Source organism: Bacillota bacterium (assembly GCA_023511835.1).
GTDB lineage: Bacteria > Bacillota > Sulfobacillia > JAIMAT01 > JAIMAT01 > JAIMAT01.
In genome coordinates this window covers 1-13,819 of sequence record JAIMAT010000055.1, presented here as the reverse complement: position 1 = coordinate 13,819, position 13,819 = coordinate 1, and the positions used below count along the sequence as shown (strand labels likewise).

General features: G+C 73.3%; 10 protein-coding genes and 1 pseudogene. 5 read left to right on the top strand and 6 right to left on the bottom strand.

The window, feature by feature from the left end; genetic code table 11:
* Positions 1 to 246: 246 nt before the first annotated feature.
* Positions 247 to 1,554, bottom strand: a complete 1,308-nt coding sequence (locus tag K6U79_08465; protein ID MCL6522384.1) for an OFA family MFS transporter — start codon at positions 1,552 to 1,554, stop codon at positions 247 to 249.
* A gap of 795 nt (positions 1,555 to 2,349) precedes the next feature.
* On the opposite strand from K6U79_08465, the gene K6U79_08460 reads away from it, so the two are divergent.
* The 3 genes from K6U79_08460 (at position 2,350) to K6U79_08450 (ending at position 3,485) form a co-directional block, all read left to right on the top strand.
* On the top strand, positions 2,350 to 2,502 hold the full coding sequence (locus K6U79_08460) for a hypothetical protein (GenBank protein ID MCL6522383.1): 153 nt from the start codon (positions 2,350 to 2,352) through the stop codon (positions 2,500 to 2,502).
* Positions 2,503 to 2,640: 138 nt separating this feature from the next.
* Entirely contained in the window at positions 2,641 to 2,973 is a 333-nt protein-coding gene (locus tag K6U79_08455; protein MCL6522382.1) for a phage holin family protein, read from the top strand.
* 272 nt (positions 2,974 to 3,245) lie between these two features.
* Complete coding sequence (locus tag K6U79_08450; protein ID MCL6522381.1) at positions 3,246 to 3,485, top strand: 4Fe-4S binding protein; 240 nt, start codon at positions 3,246 to 3,248, stop codon at positions 3,483 to 3,485.
* A 109-nt stretch (positions 3,486 to 3,594) separates the two neighbouring features.
* On the opposite strand, the gene K6U79_08445 is transcribed toward K6U79_08450, so the two are convergent.
* A complete protein-coding gene (locus K6U79_08445) occupies positions 3,595 to 4,425 on the bottom strand; it encodes an FTR1 family protein (GenBank protein MCL6522380.1) in 831 nt (276 codons plus the stop codon).
* 174 nt (positions 4,426 to 4,599) lie between these two features.
* Here K6U79_08445 and K6U79_08440 point away from each other — a divergent pair, with 174 nt between their 5' ends.
* Both K6U79_08440 and K6U79_08435 read left to right on the top strand, forming a co-directional pair.
* Positions 4,600 to 6,903 carry an S-layer homology domain-containing protein gene (locus tag K6U79_08440; GenBank protein MCL6522379.1) on the top strand — a complete coding sequence of 768 codons (2,304 nt, stop codon included), beginning with the start codon at positions 4,600 to 4,602 and terminating at the stop codon, positions 6,901 to 6,903.
* Positions 6,904 to 7,037: 134 nt separating this feature from the next.
* Entirely contained in the window at positions 7,038 to 8,696 is a 1,659-nt protein-coding gene (locus K6U79_08435) for an AMP-binding protein (GenBank protein ID MCL6522378.1), read from the top strand.
* A 353-nt stretch (positions 8,697 to 9,049) separates the two neighbouring features.
* Here the strand turns inward: K6U79_08435 and K6U79_08430 are convergent.
* The 4 genes and pseudogenes from K6U79_08430 to K6U79_08415 all read right to left on the bottom strand — a co-directional run bounded on the left by K6U79_08430 (position 9,050) and on the right by K6U79_08415 (position 13,469).
* Positions 9,050 to 9,202 (bottom strand): annotated as a pseudogene (locus tag K6U79_08430) (lipoate--protein ligase family protein).
* Positions 9,203 to 9,676: 474 nt separating this feature from the next.
* The gene (locus K6U79_08425) at positions 9,677 to 10,543 is read right to left on the bottom strand and encodes a xanthine dehydrogenase family protein subunit M (GenBank protein MCL6522377.1); all 867 of its coding nucleotides are present in this window, start codon (positions 10,541 to 10,543) and stop codon (positions 9,677 to 9,679) included.
* The gene (locus K6U79_08420; protein MCL6522376.1) at positions 10,540 to 12,912 is read right to left on the bottom strand and encodes a xanthine dehydrogenase family protein molybdopterin-binding subunit; all 2,373 of its coding nucleotides are present in this window, start codon (positions 12,910 to 12,912) and stop codon (positions 10,540 to 10,542) included. The genes K6U79_08425 and K6U79_08420 overlap by 4 nt, the downstream gene beginning before the upstream one ends.
* A complete protein-coding gene (locus tag K6U79_08415) occupies positions 12,912 to 13,469 on the bottom strand; it encodes a (2Fe-2S)-binding protein (protein ID MCL6522375.1) in 558 nt (185 codons plus the stop codon). Before K6U79_08415 ends, K6U79_08420 begins: the two co-directional genes overlap by 1 nt.
* Between the last annotated feature and the right edge of the window lie 350 nt (positions 13,470 to 13,819).

Sequence of the window (13,819 nt, the reverse complement as noted above, 5' to 3'; positions counted from 1 at the left end):
CAGCGTCTTCACGATGTTCCCCGCCAGGATCTTCTGGAAGATCCCGCGGTACGTCACGTCCACCGAACCGCTCGCCACGATCGGATCCGCCTCCATAACCGTTCTCGACAGGCGCCCGGCCGGCCCGGAGGGGGCGTGGCCGGCGTGGACGGCGCGGATGGGACCGGATCGGACCGATCCTCACCTGGGCCCCTCTCCGGTGCCGGGCAAGGGATGATTCCGGTGAGCGCCCATCACCTCCCCGTCTCAGCCCGAAAGTCCCTGCTGCATAGCCTCGGGCGCCAGGGGATGGGCGGCGCTCGTGGGCTCGGCAGGCTGCCTCAGGGTGAAAGCGATCAGGCCGGCCAGGACGGCCATCCCGCCGGCCAGGTAGAAGTCCAGCGTCCAGCTGCCCGTGCGGGCCGCCAGCGCCCCCGCCACGAAGCCCGCGAAGACGCCGCCGGCCGCCTTGGCCGAGTAGAGGATCCCGTAGTTGATCCCGGAGTGCTCGGAGCCGTAGTAGTCGCCCACGGCCGCCGGGTTGAGGACGAAGATGGGCCCCCAGAAGAAGGTGAAGAGGATGCTCAGCACCAGGAAGGCGGCCGGCGAGGAGCCCGTCGCGCGCAGCGCGAAGAGCGTCAGGCCCATGAGCAGGTAGAAGATGCCCATGGTGAGCGGCCGCCCGATGCGGTCCGAGAGCCAGCCGGCGAAGACGCGGCCGAGGCCGTTGGTGATGCGGGAGAGGGTGATGGCCAGCACCACCAGCCCGGCCGCCTCGCCGAAGCCGGCGCTCTTGCCGATGGCGGCCAGGTTGCCGGCGATCATCAGGCCGGCGGCTGCGGTAAAGGCGAAGCTGATCCAGAGCGCATAGAACTGCCAGGTCCGCAGCATCTCACCGGGCGTCCACGGCCGCGTCGTGCTGGCCGGGGCGCGTCCCTGCCGGGCCTGGCGCCGCGGATCCCATCCCTCCGGCGTCCATCCGGCCGGCGGATAGCGCAGTACCTGGGCCAGCACCAGGATGACCAGCAGCTGCGCGATGCCGAAGATCAGGAAGGCGGTCCGCCAGCCGTCCGGCGAGCCGCTGATCAGCGAGGCCACCACCGGGATGAAGAGGGCGGAGCCCGCGCCGAAACCGGCGGCGTTCAGCCCCGAAACCAGGCCCTTCATGCGCGGCTCCGGGAACCACTTGAGGGCAATGCTCATGGCGCAGGCGTAGACGATGGCGGGGCCGATGCTGCCGATACCGTAGGCCAACCAGAGCTGCCAGATCTGGCGGGCGAGCGAGGAGAAGATCCAGCCCAGTCCGGCGAAGAGGGCGGCCACCGTCATCACCCAGCGCGGCCCGATGCGGTCCATGAGGGCGCCGCCCGGAATCTGGCCCAGCGCCTGGACCACCACGTAGAAGGTGTACGTCAGGCCGATCATGGAGAGGCTGGAACCCAGGGAGCGCTGCAGAGGAGCCTGGAAGAGGGTGAAGGTGTACTCGTAGACGGAGATCATCAGCATGACCACGATCGCGTAGACCACTTGCCACCAGCGTGAAGCCGTCCTGACCGGTGCCGTCGCTGCGCTCATCCGCTACCTGCGCCTCCTTCGTACAGCCGCAGGCCGGCTGCCCTTCACTGCGCCGGAAGGTCGCCCCTGACGGCCAACGGGCCGCAGTCAGGGTGGGAGCGGGGGCATACGGCATACCATCGGCGGGGGTCGGCGGGCGCGCTCGTGGGCGGGCAATCCTGAGCCGTTCGAGCTTGAATGAGCAGGCCCGGGCGGGAGGAGCACGGATCCCGCGAGGCACTCGGCCGCGGGTGGAATGGCATACCGCATACCGGCCGGAGTCCACCCCGGATGCTAGGAGCGTCGCAGGCCGTCGTCAATATGCCGTTCGCCGCCGCCGCCGCCCTTACGATTTGCGACAAGCAGGACGTTCCTGCCGGTGGGAAGCGGCCGGCGCCAGCGCTTCGCCCGCAGGGCGAGCGCCGTTTCTCATGAGCGGAACGCGGGGCCGGGCGATCGACCGGCCTCAGCACACCGGAGGCCGATGGTGTACGCCGGAATCAACCTGGCGCCGAGCTGGAGGGCGCCCGCCCTTGATTGCAAGCAGTGAAAAGAAATGCTCGCTGCCTGCGGTGGCCGGCACCGGCACTCGCGTACGCAGGATTCCTCAGGGCGGCAATGTGACTCCGCGTAGAAATTACCCGCGACACGAGGCGCCGCTTCACGGCCGGGCGGGTGCAGGCCCCGCCGGGGGGCGCCGGTCGCCCGTACCGTCGCCGTGGTATAGTGGCCGGTGCAGGGACGGTGCCACCCCTGCGCCGGGATCGGCGAAACAACCGCCAGACGGTGTGCGGAGACCGGTGGCTTCCTCGGGGGGTGGGGCAGCTGCTGCTCCTGGACGAGGCGATCGCGGTGGCAGGCTTCCTGCTGCTGGCGACGGTGGGCTACCTGCGGGTGCGGGCGGAGCTCCTCCGCCTGCGCCGGGAGATGGGACCGCGCCTGGTGCGGCGGTCCTCGCGGGTCGCCTGAGCCCGCGCGGCGGGCGGGAGGCCGGGCCTTGGCCTGTTCGAGAGGGTGACGGCACGCCGCCGACCGGCGTGCCGTCGCCGTTCCGGGGGGCGTCCGGCGGTTTCGCCGCCGCATATGCCGGTCCAGGGGTGGAGCAGGATGGAGCTGAGCTGGGGCGACGCCCTCCTCGCCGGCGTGGGCGCCGTGGTGGGGTACTTCCTGCGGCGGGTGGCGCGGGATCCGGAGCGGCTGGTCCGCCTGATGCAGATCGCCCGCATCGTGGTGCGAGCGGTAGAGGAGATGGGCGCCGTCTACGGATGGGACGGGACCATGAAGAAGAGCGAGGCGGAGCGGCGCCTTCGCCGGCTGGCCGCTTCGCACGGGCTCCGCATGGGTGACGAGGAGGCCGACACCGTCATCGAGGCGGCGGTGGCCGACCTGAAGGGAGCCGGCATCCAGCTGGCGCCGCGCAAGGCGACGGGCGGGCGCTAGAGCGGCCGCCACGGGGCCGTCGCCGGCGGAGAGGAGGCTCTCACCGTCCGCGTGGCGTGGTATGCCGGCAGGGAGAAGCGGCACCCGCGGCGAATGCGTTCGCCCGTGGCCGGTTCTGGCCGGGGGAGAGCTTCGCGGCCGGCCGGGCGGTGGCGCGGGCCGGGGGGCGGCCGCTTCCGCCACCGCAGGGGTGGATTGCGGTAGACTCGGGCTGTGGGCCGGGAGGCGCCACGGGCCGGCGTGGACGGCGAACATCCAAGGAGGTCGACAGCATGGCCTATGTCATCTGCGAACCGTGCATCGGCGTGAAGGACAAGTCCTGCCAGGAGGTCTGCCCCGTCAACTGCATCGTCGAGGGCGAGGACCAGCTCTACATCGACCCCAGCCTCTGCATCGACTGCAGCCTCTGCGTCGGCGTCTGCCCGGTGAGCGCGATCTACTTCCAGGAAGACGTCCCGGACCAGTGGAAGAGCTACATCGAGAAGAACGCCAACTTCTTCGCCAACAAGTAGACGTCCTCGCCGGAGGCCTCCCTCCGCGGGCCCGGGGGGCGGCCCGGGGAGGGGCGGGCACGGGCGCTGAACAATAGAAGGGGGCGGGCCGCGGCCCGCCCCCGCCTTTTCAGCTTGCGCCGAGCGCCGCCCGGTCGCGGCGGCGGGCCTCGAGCCAGAAGGCGGTCACCGCCAGGAGCACGACCAGCTGGGCCAGCGACGACTGCCAGGTGGGGTAGAGGCCGAGAGGGGCGAAGCCCGGCAGGGGAGCGGCGGACTCGGGGACGAGGCCGGCTTCCTGGAGCGCGTGGATGCCGGCGCCGGCGAACTTGAAGGCCAGCACGTCCAGGAGGAGCGAGGCGACCAGAAAGACCCTCTGGGTCGGCAGGCGCCAGCCGAAGCGGAGCGCCGCGAAGCCCGCCGCGGCCAGGAGGAGGAGCGCCAGCACCAGCCCCAGCGCCGCCTGGCCGGCGGCGACGGAGGCCGCCAGGCCGGCGAAGAAGGCGACCACCTCGACCCCCTCGCGCAGCACCGCGGTGCCCGCGACCAGGGCGAGGCGGAGGAGGCTGCCGCGGGCGGCCGCCGACTCCATCTGCTGCTTCAGGTAGCGGTTCCAGCCGGCCGCCGTGCTCCGCTCGTGGAGCCAGGAGCCGACGCCGAGCATGAGGACGACGGCGGCCAGGCCAGCCAGCCCCGAGACCAGCTCGCGCCCCGCGGCGGCCGCCTCGGCGGCCAGCCAGCGGCGCACGGCCCAGGCCAGGAGAAGGGCCAGAAGAAGGCCTCCGCCGATGCCGGCGGCGACCGCCGTCTCCTGGCGTCGCCGCTCCCCCGCCGGGCTCCGGGCAGCCAGGCCGAGCAGCGCCAGCACCACCAGCAGCGCCTCGAACCCCTCCCGCAGCACCAGGACGGCGATGTCCAGGGCCCCGTAGCCTCCGGCTGCCTGCGCCGTCATGGGATCCATGGCCTTCCCCCTCCGCCTTCCGCGTGCCGGGCCGCGCCGGGCGCCTCGCCGCCTTCGACCGGCCGCACACGGAGAGTAAGGTGACCCGTAGGACGGGCGTTCCGGACTCCACAGTAAGAATGAGAACCGTTCGCTGTCAAGCCGCCCTCCGCCCCGCCTCCTCCGGCAGGATCCATGACCGGCTCTCCCGTACGATCCAGCCGCAGGAGAAGGCGTCTGGGCCGTCTCCGCGGGGAGCGAAGCGGCGAGGGGAGGGGAACGGGGACGGAAGCGAGACGGGCAAGGAAGCGGGGCGCGGCGCGCCTCCTCGCCGCCCTCCTGGTGACGGTGCTCTTCGGGGCGGGTAGCGGGTTCCGAGCGGGCAGGGTCGCCTGGGCCGACCGCTTCTGGGACCTCTACCAGGCGGGTGAAGCCGCCTACCGAGCGGGCGACCTGGCTCGGGCCGTCGCCGACTGGCGGGCGATCCTGACCCTGTCGGCGGGGCACTCCGATCCGACCTCGCTCGAGAGGGTGGCGGTCTTTGCGGCCAAGCTCGCCCAAGCCGAGGCCGATCGCGGCTTCTATCCGCAGGCGGTGGCGGCCTGGCGGCAGTCGGCCGACGCCTGGAACGCCCTGGGCCACCCCCAGTCCGCCCTGGGCCCCGCCTCGCTGGCGAGGGAGTACCGCACCGACCTTCGCCTCTACGCCCGGCTGCCGGCCGATCCCGCGGCCGGCCTCCTGGACGGGTCGGGGGCGCTGACCGGCGGCACGTACGACGCGGACCCGGCGGTCGGCATGGATCTCTCTCGGATTCCGGGGTACGTCGGGCGGCCGCAGGCCATCCTGGCCTACCTGGTCTGGGGACAGCCGCTTCCTGCGTGGGTGGCGCAGGCGGTGACGGCGCAGCAGGTCCCGCTCCAGCTGGCGCTGGAGCCGGAGGGCGGGCTCTCCCAGGCCTACGACGACGTCTACTTGCGGCAGCTGGTCCGCGACCTGGACGCGCTCGGCGTGCCGGTGCTCCTCCGCTTCGCCCACGAGATGAACGGGAGCTGGGTGCCCTGGGGCGGCCAGCCCGAGGCCTACCGGCAGGCCTTCCGCCACGTGGCCGACGTCGTCCACGCCACCTCCAGCCGCGTCTACATGGTCTGGGCGCCCAATGTGCAGCCCGCCGACACCCTGCCGGAGTACTATCCCGGCGACGATGCCGTCGACTTCGTCGGCGTCGACTTCTACGCCGACCAGGCCTTCTACGCCGCCAAACCCCAGGACCGGCCGCTGATGGAGGCCATCTACAACCAGGGGCCCAACCTCGACCCCTTGGACGATCTGGCTCAGGTCTACCAGCTGTACGCGGAGCGCAAGCCCATCCTGGTGGCCGAGACGGGCGTCGACCTCGTCCAGCACGAGACCGGCCAGGTTGACGCCGCCTGGGCCGTCCGGAACGTCCGGCGCCTCTGGGGCTATATCCCGCTCCTCTATCCTCGGGTGAAGGGGGTCTTCTACTTCGACCAGGCCGACCAGGGCGGCCCGGGGCGGGACTACCATCTGAAGGGGCCGCTCCTGGAGGCGTACCGGCAGGCGGTGCAGGATCCGTACTACGTCACCCGCTTCGACCAGAGCGCTCCCTACCGCTACCAGGAGCTGACCGACGGCCGGGAGACGCCGGCCAGCCTGAGCCTGGCCGCCTACGTCCGGCTGCCTCACCCGGCTGTCGACCGCGTGGAGTACTGGCTCGACGGCCGCCGGCTGGCGGTGGCGACAGGCGTTCCGTATGCGGTCCAGCTGGAGCTGCCCGAGGGCGCCCACGCGCTGGAGGTGCGCGCCTACGACCAGGGCGGTGCGCTGGCGGCCCGGCGAAGCTGGTCGGTGGAGGTGCAGGGCGGTCAGGCGAGCTGGAGTGCAGGTCCGCTCGTCGCGCTGCCGCTCGACGTGCCGCTGGGCGACCTGGCGGGCTCATGGGCGCGCGACGCGGTGGCGGAAATGGTCCGCCTGGGCGGCGTCGCAGGCTACCCGGACGGGAGCTTCCGGCCCGGTCAGGCGGTGACGCGCGCCGAGATGGTGAGCATCGTGGCCGGCACGCTGGGCTTCCGCCTGATCGCGGCGGGCGACCGCCTGCCCTCGGTGCCGCGGTCACACTGGGCCAAGGGGCTCCTCGAGGGCGCCGCGGAGGAGGGCCTGCTGGCGCCGGAGGAGGTGGGGTCCGGCTTCCTACCGGACCGGCCGGTGACGCGCGGCGAGATCGCCGTCTGGCTGGTCCGCGCCCTGGGTGATCGCGATCCGGCGGCGCACGGTTACGGCGGGGCGACGGGCTTCGCCGACGACGCCGCCATTCCGGCCTGGCAACGGCCCTATGTCGCCGAGGCGAGGGCGCTGGGGCTGGTCTCGGGCTATCCTGACGGGAGCTTCCTGGCCGGGCGCGGGGCCGTCCGGGCCGAGGCCGCGGTCATGGTGCTGCGCGCCTTCCACCTGCAGCTCCAGCGGACCGGCGGGACGACGTAGAGCGGGCGGCCCGGCGGAGAGGGGAGGGGGGGGGCAGGCGGCCGCCCCCCTTTTTTCGCCAGAGGAAGGGTGCCGGCGGATATCGAAATGCCGGGCAATCGCCTCGCCGAAGGAAGGTGACGACGACAGTGAACATGAGCGATTATGCCCAGGAGGTGGCTTCCTTCCGCTGGCAGGTGCCCGAGCGCTTCAACTTCGCCCGCGACACCTTCGACGCCCACGCGCAGACGACACCTGAACGGATGGCCATGCTCTGGGTGGACGACGAGGGCCATGAGCAGAAGATCTCCTTCGGCCGCTTCCGCGAACGCTCCCGCCGCCTGGCCTCGGCGCTGCTGGCGCTGGGGCTCAGGCCGGGCGACCGCCTCCTCCTGCTGCTCCCGCGTCGCGTCGCCTGGTGGGAGAGCGTCCTGGCGGCGCTCCGCGCGGGCGTCGTCTTCAGCCCGGGGACGACCCAGCTGACCGCGCGCGACATCGCCTACCGGCTGCGGGCCGCGGAGGTGGCGGCCGTGATCACCGATCCGGAGAACGCGCCCAAGGTGGACGAGGCGCTGGCCGAGGCGGGGGGTGCGGGCGGCGGCTGGAACGGGCTGAGGGCGCGCATCCTGGTGGAGGGCGAGCGCGAGGGCTGGCTGGGCTACGAGGAGCTGGTGGAGGGCGGCGACGCTTCCTTCGAAGGAAGCGACACCCGCGCCGACGATCCCGCCGTCCTCTTCTTCACCTCGGGCACCACCGGCTACCCGAAGATGACGCTCCACACCCAGGCCTCCAACGGCATCGGCCACTACGTCACCGGCGCCTACTGGCTCGACCTGAAGCCCGACGACCTGCACTGGAATCTCTCGGACACCGGCTGGGCCAAGGCGGCCTGGTCCAGCTTCTTCGGCCCCTGGATCATGGGCGCCGCCGTCTTCGTCCACCACACGGCCCGCTTCAACGCGCGCAGGACGCTGGAGATGCTGGCGCGCTACCCGGTCACCACGCTCTGCGCCGCCCCCACCAACTACCGCATGCTGGTCCAGGAGGACCTCTCGGCCTTCCGCTTCCCCTCCCTGCGCCACTGCGTCGCCGCCGGCGAGCCGCTCAACCCGGAGGTGATCGAGACGTGGCGGCGCGCCACCGGCCTGACCATCCGCGACGGCTACGGCCAGACGGAGACGGTCGTCTGCCTGGCCAACTTCCCCTGCACCGAGGTCCGGCCCGGCTCCATGGGGAAGCCGGTGCCCGGCTTCGACGTGGCGGTCATCGATGAAGAGGGCCGCGAGCTGCCGCCCGGCCAGGAGGGCGACGTGGCCATCCGCGTCCGCCCCGAGCGGCCGGTCGGCCTCTTCCGCGAATACTGGAAGGACCCCGAGCGGACGGCGCAGGTCTTCCGCGGCGACTGGTACCTGACCGGCGACCGCGCCTACCGGGACGAGGACGGTTACTTCTGGTTCGTGGGCCGCGCCGACGACGTCATCCTGAGCGCCGCCTACCGCATCGGCCCCTTCGAGATCGAGAGCGTCCTCCTGGAGCACCCGGCGGTGGCCGAGTCGGCGGTGGTGGGCAGCCCCGATCCGGTGCGCGGCCAGATCGTCAAAGCCTTCGTCGTCCTGGCGCGCGGCTGGGAACCCAGCGAGGAGCTGGCGCGCCAGCTCCAGGAGTTCGTCAAGGAGCGGACGGCCCCGTACAAGTACCCGCGCGAGATCGAGTTCGTCGACGACCTGCCCAAGACGGTCAGCGGCAAGATCCGCCGCGTCGAGCTCCGCCAGCGCGAGATGGAGCGCAAGGGCGGGGCGGCGCCGGCGCGCTGAGACGGCGTTCAACGGTCCGCATCCGCGGGCTCCGGCGGCAGGCAGGAGGGGGCGAGCCGGGCGGCTCGCTCCCTTTCGTCCTCCGTGGCCGGCCCGGTCTCCAGGCGCTGGCAGAGGCGGCCGTAGGCCGCGCGGATGCGCTCGCCCAGCTCCCGCCGCGAGGGCGGCGGAGCGCCGGCGCCGGGATGGGCGGCGCGCCACTCCAGCTCCACGCTGGTCAGCGCCGAGGCGTCGGGCGCCTCCGCCGGGGCGCGGGCCGCCCGGTAGAAGGCGGCGATGTCGGCGTTCATGGCGGCCAGCTCCCGCTCCCCGCCCGAGACCAGCAGGACCGCATGCCAGAGGACGTAGCCGGCGCGGCGACGCTGGGCGGTGCCGGCCAGTTTCCGGCCGCGGGCGACCAGGTTCCAGCGGCCGTCGCAGAAGCTTCCCGGCACGCTGCCGTAGCCCGCCCTCAGGCCCAGTTCGGCCAGCGCCAGCAGGAGGCCCGCGGGCAAGAGCTCGTAGGCCTGGGCGATCGAGGGGAAGCCGTCGCGGGCGGGGACGGCGGCGCTGAGGTTGAGCGTCCACTCCGAATGGACGACGGCCGTGCCGCCGCTTGAGCGGAGCAGGAGGTCGTAGCTGTGCTCTCGGCACCAGGCCAGCGCGCCCCGGCGGTCGACCAGCCCGGGGTCGTAGCGGCTGGTGACCAGTGAACGCCTCCCCGTCCAGAGGCGCAGAAAGGGGGGCGCCTCGCCGGCGCCCACCCGCTCGGCCAGCGCCTCGTCCAGGGCCAGGTTCCAGGCCGGCTCCGCGGGACGGTCCTCCTCCACCCAGCGCCAGTTCTGCCGCCAGAGCGCCGCTGCCGGCCCTGGACGGCGCGGGACCGGGGGGTCGGCGGCCGCCGGGGAGAGCGGCGAGTGGGGCGGGGGGTCCGGGATCACGCTTCACCCTCCGCCCCGATCCTACCCCAGGAAGCGGGGCGACCCCAGGCGACGCGCGTCTCAGGCGGCCGCCGCCAGCGCCTCCTCCAGCGCCTCGGCCGCGTGGTGGCGGCAGAGGTAGGCACGGAACTCCTCCGAGGCGTAGAGGTCGCCGGTCACCTCCACGCCGTCGGTGGCGCGGGCCGCCGCCTCGCGCAGCACCTCCGGCTCGGGTCGCCGGCCGCGCAGCGCCTCCTCCGCGGCCCGGGCCCGGTAGGGCGCGAGGCCGACGCCGGTGACGCCCAGGCGCGCCTCGTCGACGCTCCCGTCGGGCGCCAGGCGCACCACGGCCGCCACGCCCGCCACCGCGTAGCCCGAGGCGGGATGCCGGTGCTTGACGTAGGCGGTGCCCACCCGGCCCGCCAGGAGCGGCAGGCGGACCGCCGTCAGGATCTCGCCGGGCTCCAGCGCCGTGCTGAGGGGCCCGAGGAAGAAGTCCCCCGCGGGGATCACCCGCTCGCCGGAGGCTCCCCGCGCCACCAGGCGCCCCTGGAGCGCCAGCACCACCGCCGGCAGGTCGGAGGCGGGGTCGGCGTGGGCCAGGTTGCCGCCCACCGTGCCGCGGTTGCGCACCTGCAGGTCGCCGATGGCCGCGGCCGCGCGGGCCAGGAGGGGGAAGGCCTCGGCCACCTGGGCCGAGGCGGCCACCTCGGCGTGCGGGGTGAGCGCGCCGATCACCAGCTCCTCCCCCTCCAGGCGGATGCCGCGCAGCTCCTCGAGGCCGCCGATGTCCACCAGCACCGCCGGCTGCGCCAGGCGGAGCTTCATCAGCGGCAGCAGGCTGTGGCCGCCGGCCAGGAGCTTGGCCTCGGATCCCGCCTCCTGGAGGAGGCGCAGCGCCTCCTCGAGGCTCGTGGCACGCCGGTACTCGAAGGCCGCCGGGATCACGCCGCCTCACCTCCCTGCCGGGCCTCCGCCTCGCGGATGGCCCGCCAGATCTTTTCCGGCGTCAGGGGCATGTCGAGGTGGTCGACGCCGAAGGGGGCCAGGGCGTCCATCACCGCGTTGACCACCGCCGGCGTGGAGGCGATGGTGCCGGTCTCGCCCACGCCCTTGACGCCCAGCGGGTTGACGGGCGAGGGCGTCTCGGTGCGGAGGGTCTCGATGATCGGCAGCTGGGCCGCGTGCGGCAGGGCGTAGTCCATCAGCGAGCCGGTGAGCAGCTGGCCGGCCTCGTCGTAGACCGCCGCCTCCCAGAGCGCCTGGCCGATGCCCTGCACCACGCCGCCGTGCACCTGCCCGTCCACGATCAGCGGGTTGATCACCCGGCCAGGGTCGTCGACGGCGACGTAGCGGAGGAGCTTCACCCGGCCCGTGGCCGGCTCCACCTCCACCACCGCCGCGTGGGTGCCGAAGGGGTAGACGAAGTTGGCGGGGTCGTAGAAGGCGGAGGCCTCCAGCGAGGGCTCCACGCCTTCCGGAAGATCCCAGGCCAGGTGGGCCTGGAGCGCCACCTGCCCCAGCGTCGCCTGCCGGTCCGGAACGCCCCGCACCCGGAAGACGCCCTCGCGGAAGTCCAAGTCCTCCGGCGCCGCCTCCAGCATGTGGGCGGCGATGGCGCGCGCCTTCTCCACCACGCGGCGTGCCGCCACCGCCAGCGCGCTCGCCCCCACGGGCGTGGTGCGGCTGCCGTAGGTTCCCCAGCCCATGGGCGTCTGCGCGGTGTCGCCGTGGACGATCTCCACGTCCTCCACCGGCACGCCCAGCTCGTCGGCCAGCACCTGGGCGAAGGTGGTCTCCTCGCCCTGGCCGTGGGGCGAGCTGCCGATGTAGGCGTTCACCTTGCCCGAGGGGTGGACGCGGACGAGCGCGCTCTCCCAGAGGCCGCCCTGGAAGCCGACGGCGCCGGCCACCTTGGACGGACCCAGGCCGCAGATCTCCACGTAGCTGGAGAAGCCCACCCCCAGGAAGCGCCCCTGGCGGCGCAGCTCCTCCTGCTGGTGGCGGAGGGCGGCGTAGTCCAGCTGCTCCAGCGCCTTCTCCAGCGCCCGCCCGTAGTCGCCGGAGTCGTAGGTCAGCCCGGTGGGCGTGGTGTAGGGGAAGCGGCCGGCCGGGATGAAGTTCCGGCGCCGCACCTCCACCGGGTCCATGCCGATCTCCCGGGCGTAGAGGTCGACCAGCCGCTCCAGCAGGTAGGTGGCCTCGGGCCGTCCCGCGCCCCGGTAGGCCTCCACCGGCGTGGTGTGGGTGAGCACGCCGAAGACCTCCACGTCCACATGGGGAATGGCGTACGGGCCGGCGACGATGAGGCCGAAGAGGATGGTGGGCACCCCGGGGGCCGCCGTGGAGAGGTAGGCGCCCAGGTTGGCGATGGCGCGCACGCGGAGCGCCGTGATGCGCCCGTCGCGGGTGCCCGCCAGCACCAGCTCCTGGACGTGGTCGCGGCCGTGCGTGGTCGCGCGGTAGTTCTCCGAGCGCTCCTCCGTCCACTTGACGGGCCGCCCCAGGTCGCGGGCGGCGAAGGCGACCAGCGCCTCGTCGGGGTAGAAGGGGATCTTGGAGCCGAAGCCGCCGCCCACCTCCGGCGCGACGACGCGCAGCTTCTGCTCGGGGATGCCCAGCGCCCCCGAAAGAAGGAAGCGGTGGATGTGCGGGTTCTGCGAGGTGAGCCAGACGGTCAGCTCGCCGGTGGCCGGATTGTACTGCGCCACCGCGGCGCGCGGCTCCATGGCCGTGGGGATGAGGCGCTGGTTGCGCAGGCGCCGCCGGATCACCACCTCCGCCCCGGCGATCGCCTTCTCCGCCGCCTCCGGGCCGTCGCCGGCGCGCCAGTGAAGGACCACGTTGCCGGGAACCTCGTCGTGGACCTGCGGCGCGCCCGGCTCCATGGCCTTCTCGGCGTCGACCACGGCGGGAAGCGGCTCGTACTCGACGCGGATCTTCTCCAGCGCGTCCCGGGCCGCGGCGCGGCTCTCGGCGACCACCATGGCCACGCCGTCGCCCGTGTAGCGGACGCGCTCGGAGGCGAGGGCCGGATGCGGCGGCGTCTTCAGGTCGGCGTCGGGGACGAGCCAGGCGGTCGGGATCGGGCCGAGGCGCCCCTCGAGATCCTTGCCGGTGTAGACGCGGACCACGCCGGGTGTGGCCAGCGCAGCCGAGACGTCGACCGCGCGGATGCGCGCGTGGGCGTGGGGGCTGCGCAGGATGGCGGCGTAAAGCATGCCGGGCAGGCGGAGGTCGTCGGTGTAGGTGGCGCGGCCGGTGATCAGGCGGGGGTCTTCCTTCCGCTTGAGCGGGGTGCCGAAGAGCGTGGGCATCAGCGCGCACCCCCCCGTGCCGGCGAGCCGACCGGCGCCGCCACCGCGTCCGTCGCCGCGACGCCCGCCGTCCGCAGCCGCTCGCCGGCGAGGCGCACGGCCGCCACGATGTTCTGGTAGCCGGTGCAGCGGCAGAGGTTCCCCTCCAGGCCCTCGCGGATCTCGGCCTCGGTGGCCTCCGGCTTGCGCGAGAGGAGGTCGGCGGCCGTCATCAGCATGCCGGGTGTGCAGAAGCCGCACTGCAGCCCGTGTTTCTCCCAGAAGGCGGCCTGCAGCGGGTGGAGCCCCTCGAATCGGGCCTCCGCCGGCAGCAACTCCGCCAGGCCCTCGACGGTGGTGACCGCCCGGCCGTCGGCCTGGACGGCCAGAAGCGTGCAGGACTTGACGGCCCGCCCGTCGAGCAGGACCGTGCAGGCGCCGCACTGGCTGGTGTCGCAGCCGACGTGGGTACCGGTCAGGCCCAGCGTCTCGCGCAGGAAGTGGACCAGGAGCGTCCTCGGCTCCGCGGCCGCCTCCACGGGCCGGCCGTTGACGGAAAGACGGACGGTGACCTCCACGCGGACACCTCCTTGGGGAGTCGGTGGGCAGTGCGGATGGATCGTCCCGAACGCCGGGGGAAGGGGGAAGAGAGGCAGGATCGTACAGCTGACAAAGCAGCAACTGTGACAATCCAGGTATTCGCGGGCGGTCGTCCTCTTCCTCTCGACCCCCGGCCGCGTGGCCGGGGGCCACCCCGCAGGGGCGGCCCCCGGATCGCATGCGTGGAGAAAGGGCGCCGCCGCCCGGCCGCGGCCGGGCGGTGGCTCTGCTCAGGCGGCCCCGCTCCGCACCGGCTCGATGCCCAGCTCGCGCAGCTTGGCCTCGGGGACGACGCCGTCCTCCCAGCCGCGGAGCGCGTAGTACTCCC

What these genes read in the sequence shown, in the direction of transcription:
- K6U79_08465 (MCL6522384.1), bottom strand. Translation starts at nt 1,554, where the DNA reads ATGAGCGCAGCGACGGCACCGGTCAGGACGGCTTCACGCTGGTGGCAA.
- K6U79_08455 (MCL6522382.1), top strand. Translation starts at nt 2,641, where the DNA reads ATGGAGCTGAGCTGGGGCGACGCCCTCCTCGCCGGCGTGGGCGCCGTG.
- K6U79_08450 (MCL6522381.1), top strand. Translation starts at nt 3,246, where the DNA reads ATGGCCTATGTCATCTGCGAACCGTGCATCGGCGTGAAGGACAAGTCC.
- K6U79_08445 (MCL6522380.1), bottom strand. Translation starts at nt 4,425, where the DNA reads ATGGATCCCATGACGGCGCAGGCAGCCGGAGGCTACGGGGCCCTGGAC.
- K6U79_08440 (MCL6522379.1), top strand. Translation starts at nt 4,600, where the DNA reads ATGACCGGCTCTCCCGTACGATCCAGCCGCAGGAGAAGGCGTCTGGGC.
- K6U79_08435 (MCL6522378.1), top strand. Translation starts at nt 7,038, where the DNA reads ATGAGCGATTATGCCCAGGAGGTGGCTTCCTTCCGCTGGCAGGTGCCC.
- K6U79_08420 (MCL6522376.1), bottom strand. Translation starts at nt 12,912, where the DNA reads ATGCCCACGCTCTTCGGCACCCCGCTCAAGCGGAAGGAAGACCCCCGC.